Annotated in this window: 13 protein-coding genes; 6 read left to right on the top strand and 7 right to left on the bottom strand. The window is 59.7% G+C overall.

The annotated features are described in order from the left end of the window. Positions 1–2 precede the first annotated feature (2 nt). Entirely contained in the window at positions 3–806 is an 804-nt protein-coding gene (gene dkgB / locus Q1W15_RS08605) for a 2,5-didehydrogluconate reductase DkgB (protein ID WP_300726337.1), read from the top strand. 17 nt (positions 807–823) lie between these two features. Here dkgB and zapE read toward each other — a convergent pair whose 3' ends face one another. Then, positions 824–1,939 (bottom strand): cell division protein ZapE, encoded by a 1,116-nt coding sequence (zapE, locus tag Q1W15_RS08600; RefSeq protein ID WP_300726407.1) that lies wholly within the window; start codon positions 1,937–1,939, stop codon positions 824–826. Positions 1,940–2,259: 320 nt separating this feature from the next. On the opposite strand from zapE, the gene Q1W15_RS08595 reads away from it, so the two are divergent. After that, a complete protein-coding gene (locus Q1W15_RS08595) occupies positions 2,260–2,517 on the top strand; it encodes a DUF2790 domain-containing protein (RefSeq protein ID WP_300726333.1) in 258 nt (85 codons plus the stop codon). Between the two features lie 124 nt (positions 2,518–2,641). On the opposite strand, the gene Q1W15_RS08590 is transcribed toward Q1W15_RS08595, so the two are convergent. Then, positions 2,642–3,037: a PepSY domain-containing protein gene (locus Q1W15_RS08590; protein ID WP_300726330.1), complete on the bottom strand. Its 396-nt coding sequence runs from the start codon at positions 3,035–3,037 to the stop codon at positions 2,642–2,644. A gap of 88 nt (positions 3,038–3,125) precedes the next feature. Between Q1W15_RS08590 and Q1W15_RS08585 the strand changes: the two genes are divergently transcribed. After that, positions 3,126–4,115 carry a FecR family protein gene (locus Q1W15_RS08585; RefSeq protein ID WP_300726327.1) on the top strand — a complete coding sequence of 330 codons (990 nt, stop codon included), beginning with the start codon at positions 3,126–3,128 and terminating at the stop codon, positions 4,113–4,115. A gap of 224 nt (positions 4,116–4,339) precedes the next feature. Further along, on the top strand, positions 4,340–4,726 hold the full coding sequence (locus Q1W15_RS08580; protein ID WP_300726324.1) for a fe2+ zn2+ uptake regulation protein: 387 nt from the start codon (positions 4,340–4,342) through the stop codon (positions 4,724–4,726). Here the strand turns inward: Q1W15_RS08580 and Q1W15_RS08575 are convergent. Together Q1W15_RS08575 and Q1W15_RS08570 are read right to left on the bottom strand one after the other, a co-directional pair. After that, on the bottom strand, positions 4,723–4,911 hold the full coding sequence (locus tag Q1W15_RS08575; protein WP_300726321.1) for a hypothetical protein: 189 nt from the start codon (positions 4,909–4,911) through the stop codon (positions 4,723–4,725). The two genes, Q1W15_RS08580 and Q1W15_RS08575, sit on opposite strands and share 4 nt — an antisense overlap. A gap of 110 nt (positions 4,912–5,021) precedes the next feature. Further along, a complete protein-coding gene (locus Q1W15_RS08570; protein ID WP_300726318.1) occupies positions 5,022–5,939 on the bottom strand; it encodes a LysR family transcriptional regulator in 918 nt (305 codons plus the stop codon). A 120-nt stretch (positions 5,940–6,059) separates the two neighbouring features. Between Q1W15_RS08570 and Q1W15_RS08565 the strand changes: the two genes are divergently transcribed. Then, entirely contained in the window at positions 6,060–7,055 is a 996-nt protein-coding gene (locus Q1W15_RS08565) for an aldo/keto reductase (protein WP_300726315.1), read from the top strand. A gap of 47 nt (positions 7,056–7,102) precedes the next feature. Here the strand turns inward: Q1W15_RS08565 and Q1W15_RS08560 are convergent, their stop codons facing one another. The 3 genes from Q1W15_RS08560 to Q1W15_RS08550 all read right to left on the bottom strand — a co-directional run bounded on the left by Q1W15_RS08560 (position 7,103) and on the right by Q1W15_RS08550 (position 13,217). Continuing rightward, positions 7,103–10,777 carry a translocation/assembly module TamB domain-containing protein gene (locus Q1W15_RS08560; RefSeq protein WP_300726312.1) on the bottom strand — a complete coding sequence of 1,225 codons (3,675 nt, stop codon included), beginning with the start codon at positions 10,775–10,777 and terminating at the stop codon, positions 7,103–7,105. Then, positions 10,774–12,501: an autotransporter assembly complex family protein gene (locus Q1W15_RS08555; protein ID WP_300726309.1), complete on the bottom strand. Its 1,728-nt coding sequence runs from the start codon at positions 12,499–12,501 to the stop codon at positions 10,774–10,776. Before Q1W15_RS08555 ends, Q1W15_RS08560 begins: the two co-directional genes overlap by 4 nt. Positions 12,502–12,566: 65 nt before the next feature. Further along, positions 12,567–13,217: a GNAT family N-acetyltransferase gene (locus tag Q1W15_RS08550; RefSeq protein WP_300726306.1), complete on the bottom strand. Its 651-nt coding sequence runs from the start codon at positions 13,215–13,217 to the stop codon at positions 12,567–12,569. A gap of 168 nt (positions 13,218–13,385) precedes the next feature. On the opposite strand from Q1W15_RS08550, the gene xthA reads away from it, so the two are divergent. Further along, positions 13,386–14,198, top strand: a complete 813-nt coding sequence (gene xthA, locus Q1W15_RS08545; protein WP_300726303.1) for an exodeoxyribonuclease III — start codon at positions 13,386–13,388, stop codon at positions 14,196–14,198. Positions 14,199–14,211: the final 13 nt, after the last annotated feature.

Raw genomic sequence — 14,211 nt, 5'->3', positions numbered from 1 at the left:
CCATGACTGTTCCAGCCTTCGGCCTCGGCACGTTTCGTCTTCAAGGCCAAGTGGTCATTGACTCGGTTAAAACAGCCCTTGAACTGGGCTACCGGGCCATCGATACCGCGCAGATTTACGGCAATGAAGCCGATGTCGGCCAGGCGATTGCCGAGCGTGGCGTGCCGCGCAATGAGCTGTTTATAACCAGCAAGATCTGGGTCAGCCATTTTGCCCGTGATGCGCTGATCCCCAGCCTCAAGGACAGCCTGGAAAAACTGCGCACCGACCATCTGGACCTCACGCTCATCCATTGGCCGTCACCCAACAATGAAGTGCCTGTGGCCGAGTTTATGGGTGCATTGCTGCAAGCCAAGCAACAAGGCCTGACCCGTGCCATTGGCGTGTCGAACTTCACCAACGCGCTGATGCAAGAAGCGATTGCCGCCGTCGGGGCCGAGCACATCGCAACGCACCAGATCGAGTTGCACCCCTACCTGCAAAACCGCGAAGTGGTGGCCTTCGCGCAACGTCATGGCATCCACATCACCTCGTACATGACGCTGGCGTATGGCGAAGTACTGAAAGACCCGGTGATTGTCCGCATCGCCCAACGCCACAATGCAACCCCGGCGCAAGTGGCACTGGCGTGGGCCATGCAACTGGGTTATTCGGTGATCCCATCGTCCACGCAGCGCGCCAACCTTGAGAGCAACCTCAAGGCCAGCGCGCTTAAGCTGGAGGCTGATGACATGGCGCAAATCGCGGCACTGGACCGTGGACATCGCCTGACCAACCCGGCCAGCGTTGCGCCACAGTGGGATTGATCAGCGGCATCGCACCGTTACTGGCCGTAGCGCTGCAACTGCATTTCTTGTAAACGGCTGAGGGTACGACGAAAGGCAAACGCGAGGTAACCTTGGGTATAGAGCTGATCCATAGGCACCTGCGCCTCAATAAACACGGGCACTTTGCGGTCATAGCACTCGTCGATCAGCGCAATAAATCGCCGCACGCTGTCATCGAACTTTGACAGCTGCGGCAGTTCGCGATCACCCGCCTCAACCTTCACGGCCCCATCCTCAGTGCCACGGGCGATCTTGCCTTCGCGCTGTTCGGCACTCAGGCAAGGCACCTCACTGAGCAGCACACCCTGGAAGCGGTCACACAGGTCCATAAACTCGGTGGCGGCCAAGGGCTGCTCGCACAATGCGTGAAAGGTGCACCACACCACGGTGTCACTGGCCTGCACCACGTTCAAGGAACGATGGCCCACGCGGATCGGTTGATCGGACACCGCCTGCCCCTGAGCCAGCGCGTCAAATACCGGTGCCATCGTACCCGGCTGGCCGGGCTCGACCACCCAATACCGCTGCCGGGCAATGCCGGGGTGCAGGCGGTGGTCTTCAGACCCGTCCACCGACACCACCGTCATATGGTTAACAATGGCCGTAATCGCCGGCGCGAAGCGATCACGGTTAAAGCCGTGGCCATAGAGTTGTTCAGGCGGCTGATTGGAAGTACACACCAACACCACGCCCTCATCGAACATGACTTGAAATAAACGCCCCAAAATAATCGCATCGCCAATGTCATTGACGAACAGCTCGTCAAAACACAGCACCTTCAGCTCTTTGCCCAAGGCCTGCGCCAGCGCTTTAAGCGGGTCGGGCGTGCCAATCAATTGAAACAGGCGCTGATGCACCCACTGCATAAAGTGATGGAAGTGCTGGCGTCGCGCGGGCACTGTCAGGCTCTGGAAAAACTGGTCCATGAGCCAGGTTTTGCCCCGCCCCACCGGCCCCCACAGGTACACACCCTTGACCGAGGGCGCACCTGAATGCAAGGCCTCATGACACTGTTGCAGCGCCTGCACCGCCCGCCACTGCGCGGGGTCGTGAACAAAACCGTTGTGTTCGATGGCCTGTTCCCAGGCGCGAAGGGGGGACTCAACATTCATACCGATGGCGGGCTCCAGAATCAGAGGCATCAGTATGCCAGCAAGTGCGCCGCCACCGTCACCTGCAAGTGCAGCCTTGCCTGCCGGCGAGGGGGGCACGTGCTCTGGCCGCGGCATTGTTACGAATCCGGCAAGACTGCTTGTCTGTCTTTTGACTTTAATCAATGCGCCAGGTCGATATGATTGATCCATCCCTTGGCGACACTTTGAAACCAGGCACGGTACTTCGTATTACGCCCCCCTTCTGACCCGGCGTAATAACTTCTCCCGCCACACGGCAATTGAAGTCAGTAATACGTGATTATTTAAAGGCTTGAATAATGAAACGTTTGATTGCACTTGTATTGATGGGCATCTCAACCTTGGCAGCGGCACAAGACCCTAAAGTGGTAGAGGCTCAACCGCCGGTTGAACACTACACCTACGCCACCGACCTCGACATTGCCACCGTCATCAGTGTGTCGCCCGTAGCCGATGTTTGCGCCGTTGTGCCAGCACGCATGACTTACGAAGACCATCAGGGTCAACGTCACATTCTTGAATACAGCGTGATGGGTGACGGTTGTTCTAAAGGCTAATAAGGGTTTAGCCCGTAACGCTACAACCAAGAACCAGGCCTCCGTTAAGCGGGGGCTTTTTTATGGGCGCTGTTCAGCGCTCAGGCAGGGCCCGGCCCTGTGAACAGGACCGGGCTGAGGGCAATCAGTCTTTCTTTTCGCTGATCACTTTACCTGTGTGATCAAAGACGGTTTCGACTTCAACTTCCACACCGTCAATTTTCTTCACACCCTCGGCTTTCCATTGGCCGGTTGCCGGGTTTTCCAGCTCGATTTTCTTGATGATGGTGTAGCCGTTCTTGTTCTTGAGGACTTCAATTGCCTCTTTGGAAAACGCCCAGTTCGCATCAACCGGCGCTTGAGCCATCGCTGCGCCGGAGCTCAACAGAACAGCAGCAGTGATTGCAGCAGCAAAGGTTTTCTTCAACATTGTCTTAACTCCATTAATTGATGTTGCGATCAGGTTTTCTGTGACTGGAACAACCGTAGCAGAGAAATTCCCGGCCAGGGGGCTAAATGACATGTCTTTGACGTGGCTCATGTACGCCTCATGGCCAGTGCAAGGTTAGAATACGCCCTACCAAACACCCGGCTCACAACGGTACGCCAACAGCCCCCCGGAAAAACCCATGAGCGGCACGCACCTCACAGAAGCCGAATACGATGCCATCACCGAAGCGGCGGCTCAGTGGTGCATGCGTTTGCACGACGAAGACTGCACGGCTCAGGAGCGTGAAGCCTTCACCGTATGGCTGCACGCGCACCCCCAACATGCCATTGAATATGACGCCATGCAGGACATCTGGGACGTCAGCGATCACTTGCCCCCGCAGGCGACGGCGCGCGGGGTTGCACAGCCTGCGCCAAAACGCCGCCGCGCCTGGCCCGCTCTCGCGACCGCCGCCGCCATCACACTGCTTGTCGGGCCTTTGGCAGCCTTCAGCGGCTGGCAACTGGGCTGGGTACCCAGCGCCTATGAGCGCCTGCAGGCTGACGCTGCCCCCAAGACCGTGACCTTGCCCGACGGCAGCGAAGTCGAGCTCAACCTGGGCACGCAGTTGTCTTTCGCCAACTACAAGCACGAGCGCCGAGTGACGCTGAGCAAGGGCGAGGCGTTTTTCAAGGTGAGCCACGACACCACGCACCCTTTTGTGGTGCGGGCGGCCGAGGGGCAGATCCGCGTCACAGGCACGCAATTCAATGTGTGGATGTACGAGGATCAGGTGCGGGTCACGCTTCTGGAAGGTTCCGTGTCGGTGACCAGCAACAAGGGCCTGAACGGTGACGGCCTGCGCCTGGAACCTGGCATGCAAGCCCGCTACAAGGCCGGTGACTTCGCACCGCAGATCAACCAGACCTACGCCAATGCACCCGACCTGGCCTGGCGTCACGGCAAGCTCGTGCTGGACAACCTGACCCTGGACGCCGCGCTGCCTCTGATCAACCGCTACCTGGACGCACCGCTGGCACTGGCCGATGAAGCCACGGGCAAACTGCGTATTGGCGGCGTGTTCAACACCGGGGACATCCAGCACCTGGTGACATCCCTGCCCAAGGTATTGCCCGTTTACCTGAGCGAAAACAGCGACGGCAAACGGCTCATCAACGCCCTCCCCTAAAGCGCCGCCTCCCACGGGCTACCGTGCGGCCCACCGAACGTGACGTCGATTAAAAATAATTAATCAGCGGCAAAACCTCGTAAATACGGGGTTATCACGAGGTGAGGGGGCCGGCACGACAAAATTTCTACAGACAAATGTTCATGATTTTCGCCGCTCATTCGTCTTGTTAACTAAGAGCACTTTTTTATTTTCCTGATCAGGCTCTGAAAAGGAGTTTTTGCATGCGCAATACGCATTTACCAACGGACGGTAGCCAACAGACACACACATCCGTATTTCAACCCGACAACGGGTTGCTGGAGACACCGGTGCAACGGCAGGGCAACGAACGTATTCGTCACTTACTCAAGTTTTTTGGATTGCGTACCAGCCTGGTACGCCTCAAGGTCATCGATGCACTGCTGACCGCCGCCGGAAACGATCGCAGGCTGGGGGTACGCGGCATGCACAGCCACTTGCAGGCGCTGGATATTCCGCTGTCGTTCCTGAGTGTGCGCGAGGTGCTCAAGCGCCTGTGCAGCGAAGGGGTGGTGGTGCTCAACAGCGACAAAAGCTACAGCCTGCACCCGCAGGCTGAAGCCGTGCTGACGGGTAAGATCGAGGCTTAAATTTTGGTTTTGCGGCGCATCACGCCGTTGATGACGACCACCACCACAGCCACACCAATCGCCACGTACTGGAAAACTTTCTCGGAGATCATGCCGGCGTTTTGCAGGTATGAAAGACCGAACATGATCCCCAGGACCACCAGAGAAATCAGAACCGAGTATTTCAAGCGCTGCGAAGAAGTCATGACCTGTTCCTGAAAAAAGGGCTGTAAATAAAGCCAAAAGGGTAAAAAGCGCCGGGTTTGCAGGGTGGCCCGGCGGAATCGGTGGGCCATGTTACAACCGTAAACACGTTTTAGCTCGTGGTCTGGCGACGAAATCCGCTGCCCGGTCGGGCACACACGTCAACCAGCCAGTCCACAAACACCCTGACCCGCGAAGACAAGTGCCGATGCGGCGGGTACAGGGCGGTCAGCGCCAGCGGGGGCGGCAAGCAGTCGCCCAATACCTCTCGCAGACGGCCTTCGCGCATCGGCTGCGCCGCATGGTAATGCGGTGTTTGCACCAGGCCGTACCCCGCCTCGCAGGCCGCCAGATACCCCTGCGCGCTGTTGACTGATACCTGCTTGGGCAAATCGATCAAGAGCACCTGATCCCCCTGCTGAAACTCCAGCCCGTAGCGCTTGCCCGACAAGCCCGAGAAATACTCCACCATCCGGTGCCCTTCCAGGTCATCAAGCCCCTGCGGTACGCCATGGCGCTGCAAGTAACCCGGGCTGGCACACGTCACCTGGTCCATTAACACCAGCGGCCGCGCCACCAGCGAATCGTCGAGGGTCAACCCGCCGCGAATCACACAGTCCACCCCTTCGCGAATCAAATCCACGGGCCGGTCATTCAAGCCGATTTCCAGCCCGATCAAGGGGTAGCGCTCAGTGAACTCAGGCAACGCCGGGAACACCACCCGCTGGCCGACAGCGGCGGGCATCTCGACCCGTAGAGTGCCTTTGGGCTGACTGCCACGAAACAGCCCTTCAGCCTCCTCAAGGTCGGTGAGCAGCCTGACACAACGCTGGTAGTAAGCTGTTCCTTCCAGCGTCGGGCTTACCTGACGTGTGGTGCGGTGCAGCAGTTGTACACCCAAGTGGGCTTCGAGTTGTTTGATCAGCACTGTCACGGAGGCACGCGGCATGGCCAAGCTGTCAGCGGCCTTGGCAAAGCCCCCCAGTTCGATGATGCGGGTAAAAACCAGCATCGCGTTGAATCGGTCCATGTCTGCTCCTTGGCCGCCCGCAATTGTTGAGATATTACGAATAGTGATAGCGGTTTTACCCGGTTTATCTTGCGGATGTCGAGGTCAAGAATAGGCCAACCCTACTCAGGAGCACTTCACATGCTGACCCGCACACTCGCAAAGAACGGCCCACGCATCAGCGCCATCGGCTTGGGCTGCATGGGCATGACGGATTTCTACACCACCGGCAACGACCCCCGCGAGGCCGTGGCCACCGTGCATCGCGCGCTGGACCTGGGCGTCAATTTTCTCGACACCGCCGACATGTACGGCCCCCACACCAATGAAACCTTGATCGGGCAAGCCATTCGCGGCAAACGCGACCACGTGTTTCTGGCCAGCAAGTTTGGCATTGTGCGTGACCCGGCCAACCCCGCCGCACGCGGTTTGAGCGGTCGCCCGGAATACATTCGCGCGTCCATCGAAGGCAGCCTGAAGCGCCTGGGTGTTGAGACCCTCGACCTGTACTACCAACACCGCATGGACCCCAATGTGCCTATCGAAGACACGGTTGGGGCCATGGCCGAGTTGGTCACGGCGGGCAAGGTTCGTTATCTGGGGCTGAGCGAGGCCTCAGCCGCCACACTGGAGCGGGCACACAAGGTGCACCCCATCAGTGCATTGCAAAGTGAATACTCCTTGTGGAGCCGCGATCAGGAAGACAACGGTTGCCTGGCGGCGTGCCAGCGCCTGGGCATTGCCTTCGTGCCTTACAGCCCGCTGGGCCGTGGCTTTTTAACCGGCGCGCTAAAAACCCCTGACGACTTCGCTGCCGACGACTACCGCCGTTTCAGCCCGCGCTTTCAAGGCGAGAATTTTGCCAAAAACCTGCTGTTGGTGGAGCAGGTCAAAGCCCTGGCGGCTGAACGAGGTGTGACGGCGGGCCAACTGGCCCTCGCGTGGGTGCTGGCCCAGGGCGACTACCTGATCCCGATTCCAGGCACCAAACAGCGCAAATACCTGGAGGAGAATGTCGCCGCGGTGCAGATCCACTTGAGCGCTGAGGAACAGGCAGCCTTACAGGCCATCTTCCCGGCCACAGCCATCGCCGGGTTACGTTACCCCGAAGAAAACATGAAGCAACTTAACCGCTGATACGGCTTATGCCGCTGCAAGCATCGAGGCGCTTGCAGCGGCCCGCCTTAGAAGTCGCGTTTGTAGAAGATATCCAGCGAGCTGGCGATGCCACTGGCCACCTCGACAAACACACGCCGGCTGAGCTTATAACGCAAGGCAATGGTGCTGGCCGGTTCAAACACCCCAACGCCGTACCGCACGCTCAAGCGGTCGTTGATCTTGCCACTGGCAACCACCGACGTGGCGTCGCCGCTGCCTTGGGTCTCAAGCTCGAACTCTTTGATACCCAAATGGTTGGCCAGGCTGGTGGTAATCCCCGAACTGCCCAACAGCCCCAAGCCCAGAGCGGCTTGCGCCAACATGTTTTCATCTTCGCCGGTGCCCGTAAGCGGTCGCCCCAGGATCAGATACGACAACGCCTGCTCCTGGCTCATGGCCGGCTCCGAGAAGATTTGCGTGGTGGGTTGCTCCGCGCTGCCCGACAGGCGAATCCCCGCGATGATATCGTCCGTCTGGCGAACCGCCTCGATGTCCAGATACGGTTGATCAATCGGCCCATCAAACAACAGGCGGGCGCGGCGAATGGTCAGTTTCTGGCCGTAGGCGCGGTAGCGGCCATTGTTCAAGCGCAGCTCGCCGCGGGTGTCCAGGTTGTTGCCAATGTGCACCTGCCCGGCCAGGTCAGCGTTCAGGCCGAACCCGGAGAAGGTCAGCAACTCTTGGCCCACAACCACATTGACGTCCATATCGATCACCATCGGCGGGCTGGACTCGCTGACCTGCTGGCCGATAATTACGGTGTCATCCGACACTTTGACGGTGGAAGGCGGCAACTCACGTACGATGATTTCACCTTTGGGCACATTGACCGTGCCCGACACCAGCAACGTGTTGTCCGCGTTAAGGGAGATTCTCAGGTCTGGGGCCACATCGAGCTTGGCGTAAGGCTCGACAGTGATCGGCAAGTGATTGCCTTTAAGCAGCACATTGAGGCGCAATGACTCGCCCCACTCCACATTGCCGGCTACGCTGCCCTGCCCTTGCTTGCCGCTGGTCCAGCCGCCATCCAGCTCGGCTGTTTCACCCGCTATGCGCGCGCTCAGGTGAAGGTTTTCGATATTGGTCGCCAACTGCGAACCGGACACTTCACCTTCACTCAGCTCAACGTTGCCGAAGACCTTGGGGGCGAGCAAGCCACCGGAAACCGTACCCGAGCCGTTCAATTGGCCGGTGATCTTATCAACCATCGGCACAAACGGACGGATCACCGACAAGTCCAGCCCGGTCAGGCGAAAGTCACCGGTGACCGGCTTGTTTTTGGGCAGTGGGTTGATGCGCGCATTGAGCACCAACTGGCCAAGCTTGCCGCCATTGAACTCGAACCGGGTGTCCACACGGGTCGGAGCCAGGTCGCTGGTCAGCCTGAAGGCCTGATAGGGAAAGTCCAGCCATTGGCCTTTGTCATTGACCCGCAGCGTACCGCCGCTGGCATCCACCACCACCCGGCCTTTCGGGCCGCTGGCGGGCACGTCCAGTGACACATCGGCGTTGAGCTCGCCTTGCCACTGGAAATCATTCGGGAACCAGGGTGCCAGGCTGTCCAGCGGAAAGTCTTTGAGGTGCAAGCGCAACCGTGGGTCTGGCATCAAGCGTTGATCTTCGCTGCACAGGCTTGACGCGCCCGACACCCAGCACTGCGGCCCCAGGTTGATCCGGCCATCGGCCAGGCGCTCCAGGCGCGCCGGGTTTTGCAGGGCCCAGTCCTGCCCTCCCGCCTTGATGTCGCCACGGGTTAGACGCCCGCGCCAGTTGTCCTTGTCCAGAGCCCCATCCAGCGCCAGCCCCAGTTGCAACGACGGCCCTTGCAGCGCCAGCTCCAGCGACTGACGCTTGAGGTCACCGCTGCCTTTTAGCGTCAGTACGCCCAGTGGTGTATCGCCCGCCTGAATGCCGCTGCCCTTGAGGTCCAGGCGACCGCGCTGGGCCGAGTCCAACTGAGCGTCCAGGGTGAGCGCTTGCAGACGATTGTCACCAAAGGCCATTTGTTGACCTTGCAGCACCGCCTTGCCCTGAGGCGCTTCAAGCGTGCCAGCAAGATCAACCCGGCCCTTGAGCTGGCCGCGCAGCTCAGGCCACAACTGGCCCAGACGCGGCAGGTTCAGTTCAAGCTGAGCTTTGAGCTGGCGCTGCACACTGGCGGTGCCGTTGATGCGGTTGTCGCCCAAGCGAATGTCCAGGCCACTGAGGTTCCAGGCTTCGCCTTCCCCCAGCGCCTTGGCCTGGATCAACGCGGGCAAACCGCGCAAACGCCCTTTAAGGTCAAGGTTGGCGTCCAGTTTCAGGTGGTCATCCTTGAGCGAGCCCGTGCTGCGCAAGGGGCCTGCCAGCGTACCCGGCAACTCGGCCACCCAATACGCCGGGTTGATGGCGCTCAAGTCCAGTGCCGTGTCCCAGGCCACGCCCTGCGCAAATTGAACATTGACGTGGCCCTTGGCCTTGCCCTGCCCGGCCACCAACTCAAGCTCAGGCAGAAAAATCTTGCCCAGGTCGCCACTGAACGGGCTGCTGAGGCTAAACGCACCCGCCGGGCCGTCAAGGTTGGCTTTGAAGTGGCCCAGGTAGTTGCCATCACGGTATGACACTTCACCGTTGAAGCTGCGCAGGTCAACATCAGGCTTGGCGATCAGCGGGTACAGGCTGTGCCACGGGAACTCCAGCCAGTCGATGTTGGCCTCGGCACTCAGCCCTTCGTGCCAGTCCACTTGCCCCGACAGTTTGAGGTGCTGTTTGGGCTTGGCCGTCAGGTCCAGTGCGCCAATGCGCGCGCCATTGGCATCCACATGCGCTTGCAACAACAGGCTCACGGGGGTGTCTTCAGCGGGTAGGCTCGCGCTGCCCTCGACCGCATAGCCGTCTTTAAGGTTGCCGTTGGCGGTGAGCACCAACGCGTTGAGTTGCAAGGTATCCGGCAAGTCAGGGCTGGCCTTGAACTGCGTCGCGGTGATTTTCACTTGCGCCGGCAAATGCTCCGCCAGCGGCTCAAGCGCACCACTGAGATGGGCATTCAGGTAACCGCTGCTGTCGGCGGTCAGGTTAAGAGTGGTGCGCAGATGACCGTCAACCTTGAGCGACAGTGCCCAAGGTGCCTCGCCCGGAGCGGGCAAATGAGCCGTGCCTTCAAGCGTCAACGGCCAATCACCCTGGGGCTGTAACAGGCCGGACAGTTGCAGGCTGAGGTCTTCGCGCTCGACGTCCACCGAGTCGATCTGCAAGCCTTTGGCCGTCCATTGCGCCTGCATCTGCAGACCTTTGAGCTGCTCAATGCCGTTGAACTGCACCGCGCCCACCTTGACGATGCCCACCTCAATCGCCACCGGCAATTTCAGGTCGGGCAAACTGACCGGGCCGCTGCTGCTGTCTTCGCCGGGCGGGAACTGCAAACTGACCTGATCGGCCTGCAACTGGTTGATGCACAAGGTCATGCGTGCGAGGCACAACGGCGACCAGGCAAAGATTGGTCGGGCCACCTCGACACGGCTGGTGCCCTGCTCCCACAGCAGGTGATCGGCGCTCCATTGGCCACCCAAGTGCCCGGCGAAGTTGTCCACTTTCAAGCCCGGCACCTGGCCCAGCAGCCAACGGCTCCCGGCGTGCGTGCCCAGCACCGCGCCAAGGCCCAGCACCACGAATAACACCAGCGCCAGTACCACCAGCCCCGCTAGTTTAAACCCTCGAATCACAGTTCTGGCCCCATGGAAAAGTGCAAACGAACGCCACCTGGATCTTCCAGCGCATGGGCCAGATCGAGGCGGAGCGGGCCCACCGGTGAAATCCAGCGGATACCCATGCCAACCCCGGTTTTCAGGCTCGGCAGTTCCAGGGTATTAAACGCATTACCCTGGTCGACAAACGTCGCCCAGCGCCATTTCTCAGCGAATTGGTATTGATACTCGAGACTGCCAGCCAGCATGTAGCGCCCACCGATACGCTCGCCTTCGGAGTTTCTCGGCGACAGGCTCTGGTAGTCGTAACCGCGCACGCTCTGATCGCCCCCCGCGAAGAAACGCAAGGACGGCGGCACATTCTTGTAGCCATTGGTGGCGCTGCCGCCGAATTGAATGCGCCCTAAAAAGCGGTGTTTATCCCACAAGGTGGTCAACGCCTTGAACCGCACATCGCCGTGAAACACGTTGGTATCCGAGGCCAGACCTTGCTTGGCGACCTTTGTCTCCAGCAGCACGCTGTACCCGTGGCTGGGGTCGATACGGTTATCGCTGCGCAACACCGAATAGCTCACGCCCGGCATCAGCAAGTTGCTCAGGCCGGAGTCATCTCCCAGGCGGTACTCTTCATGCTGCCACTTGAGCGACACGACGCGCGTCCAGCCGTTGTCCAGCTTGCTGTGCCACTCAGGCCCCACCGTGAACAACTTGCTCAGGGTGTCGGTGTTAGAGATTTCTTCGTACTGATAACCCGCGGCAAAGCGCAGTTTGTCGGTCAACGGCGGGGTCAGCGGAATGTCGTACCAGGCACCGACGTTTTGCCGGGGCTGGGAGATTTCGGACTCAAAACCGTAACTGTCGCCACGGGGGTTGTCCCAATGACGGGTCCAGCTCGCCTTGCCGCGCACGCCGATGTCGGTGGAAAAGCCCAGGCCCAGCGTCATGGTGCGCGGCTTGCGGGTGTACACATCCACGCCTACGGGAATTACGTGCCCCACCGCCGAACTGGGCGCGGCATCCACGCGCACGGTCTCAAAGTAGCCACTGGTTTGCAGGTTTTGATTCAGCTCTGCGACCAGTTCCGAGTCGTAGGGGGTGTCTGGCGTAAACGGCACCATGCGCTGCAACAGCTCTTCGTCGAACGGCGAATCACCGGCAAAGGTGACCTTGCCCAATTGGAAGCGCGGGCCACTGTCGTAGACCAGATTGATATCGGCAAACCCGCCTTTGGGGTCGACCAGCAATTGGTGTTGCGTAAATTTGCCGTTGAAAAAACCGTAGCGCATGGCCCGGTTCTGGATAAAGCGCTTGGCGTCTTCGTAGTCGCCTTGATTGAGTGCCGCGCCGGGTTTGAGTCCGTCACTGGCGGGCATTTGAAACGCCTTGAGTTCGGCTGCCGGGCCTTCAACCCGCACATTGACCGTGCGCAGGTGCACCGGCTCACCAGGCTCAATCGTCAACACCAGGCGCGGTGTGCTGCCGGCGGTGACCTCGGCTTCAATCTTGGGTTGATAGTAGCCCAATGCCTGGGCGGCTTTGACGGCCTGTTCCGTGGCGCCCCGCTTGAAGCGCAACAAGGCCTCCTCGTCGCGATCGCCGAGGCTGCCTATATAGCCTTCCACATTAGCCTTGAGGGCGCTGTTTGCCGGCGTGACCTTAACCACCAGCTCGCTTTGGGCAAACGCCGCAAACGAGCTGAGCAGCAGGACAACCCCACTGGTGTATCTTCCTGAAAACTTCATAGGCGCGGATGCTATCACGGGTCGAGGGGGGCATAGTGCGCCGCTATCAGCAAAAAGGTTCCGGCTCAGACTATTTCGGTTTGTGGCTCCTTCGGCCGGGCATGAAAAAACACACGTTCACGCACCGGGCCGATCGCGACCTCGCCGATTTCCAGGTAACCCATATTCTTGAGGTACGGCAGGTAGTGAGGGTTGCCCGTGTCAATAATGACGCCCTCCGAGTGCTCATCCACGGCGCACCAGTCATGCACGGCCTTGAGCAGTTGCTCACCGTACTGTTGCCCTTGGAACTCCGGATGCACCCCTATCAATGGCAGCATATGCACCGCATCGCCGGGGACGCAGGCCATGATAGCTTGGTGGTATTCAAGGTAGGCCCGGGTACAGCTCAAACCGGTACTGAGCACCATGCGCAACTGCCAGGCCCAGCTCTCGGTCACGCCCAGACGGCGCTCGGGTGGGGCAATCAGGGCGACACCCACCAAGCGGTCATTGACCAGCAACCCCAGGGCGGGGAATTCCTGTAAGAAATGCTGTTTGACCAACTCCCGCACCGTGGCCCGAACCCGTTGTTCATACCCCTCGCGCTCACTTTCAAATAGGTGGCGATACACCGGTTCATGCCGATAGGCCTGATACAACACCGAGCGCGCTTCTCTTGAATAGCCACCGTCCAACAACTGAATCTGACCTGTAGCATTCGACGTCTGCGTCATAGCAATCAATCTCCCTGGCACCGCTCGAAGGGCAGCACTTCCAATCTGTACGAACCCGCAGGGCTCATATTCGTTCAACAGTGAACGCACGCCTCCTACGGTAGCAGTGCATTTGCCGCACTGCACGCAGGCCGCTAACATCGTGTTTTTACTCAGGACTGCCTGCCCATGAAAATCGTTTCATTCAATATCAATGGCCTGCGCGCTCGGCCGCATCAGCTGGCAGCGCTGATCGAAAAACATCAGCCCGACGTCATCGGCCTGCAAGAAACCAAGGTCAGTGACGAGCAATTTCCCTTTGCCGACATTGAGGCGCTGGGTTACCACGTGCATTTTCATGGGCAGAAGGGCCATTACGGTGTTGCACTGCTCTCGCGCCTTCCCGCTCTGAGCCTGCACAAAGGGTTTGCCAGCGATGAAGAAGACGCTCAGCGGCGGTTTATCTGGGGCACCTTCGCCGATGAGCACGGCCAGCCGGTGACCATCATGAATGGGTATTTCCCCCAAGGCGAAAGCCGCGACCACCCCACCAAGTTCCCGGCCAAGCAACGCTTCTACAGCGACCTGCAACACTTGCTCGAAACCGGGTTCAGCCGGGACCAACCGCTGGTGGTGATGGGCGATATCAATATCTCGCCCCAGGACTGTGACATCGGCATCGGCCCGGACAATGCCAAGCGCTGGCTGAAAACCGGCAAGTGCAGCTTCCTGCCTGAAGAGCGCGAATGGATGGAACGCCTCAAGGGCTGGGGCCTGGTGGACAGTTTTCGTTACCTGCACCCCGACGTTGCAGACCGCTTTAGCTGGTTCGATTACCGCAGCCGCGGGTTTGAAGACGAGCCCAAACGCGGCCTGCGCATCGACGTGATTCTGGCCTCTGAGGGGCTCACATCCCGCATCAAGGCTGCGGGCATCGACTACGACCTGCGTGCCATGGAGAAACCGTCCGATCATGCACCGATCTGGCTGGAACTGAGTTAAACCCGACGGCTTC

It is taken from the genome of Pseudomonas sp. (assembly GCF_030150285.1).
In the GTDB taxonomy this organism is placed as follows: Bacteria; Pseudomonadota; Gammaproteobacteria; order Pseudomonadales; family Pseudomonadaceae; genus Aquipseudomonas.
Note: the sequence above shows the minus strand (reverse complement) of the source record. Positions and strands in the feature narration are given on the sequence as shown.

What these genes read in the sequence shown, in the direction of transcription:
- dkgB (WP_300726337.1), top strand. Translation starts at nt 3, where the DNA reads ATGACTGTTCCAGCCTTCGGCCTCGGCACGTTTCGTCTTCAAGGCCAA.
- zapE (WP_300726407.1), bottom strand. Translation starts at nt 1,939, where the DNA reads ATGAATGTTGAGTCCCCCCTTCGCGCCTGGGAACAGGCCATCGAACAC.
- Q1W15_RS08595 (WP_300726333.1), top strand. Translation starts at nt 2,260, where the DNA reads ATGAAACGTTTGATTGCACTTGTATTGATGGGCATCTCAACCTTGGCA.
- Q1W15_RS08590 (WP_300726330.1), bottom strand. Translation starts at nt 3,037, where the DNA reads ATGAGCCACGTCAAAGACATGTCATTTAGCCCCCTGGCCGGGAATTTC.
- Q1W15_RS08585 (WP_300726327.1), top strand. Translation starts at nt 3,126, where the DNA reads ATGAGCGGCACGCACCTCACAGAAGCCGAATACGATGCCATCACCGAA.
- Q1W15_RS08580 (WP_300726324.1), top strand. Translation starts at nt 4,340, where the DNA reads ATGCGCAATACGCATTTACCAACGGACGGTAGCCAACAGACACACACA.
- Q1W15_RS08575 (WP_300726321.1), bottom strand. Translation starts at nt 4,911, where the DNA reads ATGACTTCTTCGCAGCGCTTGAAATACTCGGTTCTGATTTCTCTGGTG.
- Q1W15_RS08570 (WP_300726318.1), bottom strand. Translation starts at nt 5,939, where the DNA reads ATGGACCGATTCAACGCGATGCTGGTTTTTACCCGCATCATCGAACTG.
- Q1W15_RS08565 (WP_300726315.1), top strand. Translation starts at nt 6,060, where the DNA reads ATGCTGACCCGCACACTCGCAAAGAACGGCCCACGCATCAGCGCCATC.
- Q1W15_RS08555 (WP_300726309.1), bottom strand. Translation starts at nt 12,501, where the DNA reads ATGAAGTTTTCAGGAAGATACACCAGTGGGGTTGTCCTGCTGCTCAGC.
- Q1W15_RS08550 (WP_300726306.1), bottom strand. Translation starts at nt 13,217, where the DNA reads ATGACGCAGACGTCGAATGCTACAGGTCAGATTCAGTTGTTGGACGGT.
- xthA (WP_300726303.1), top strand. Translation starts at nt 13,386, where the DNA reads ATGAAAATCGTTTCATTCAATATCAATGGCCTGCGCGCTCGGCCGCAT.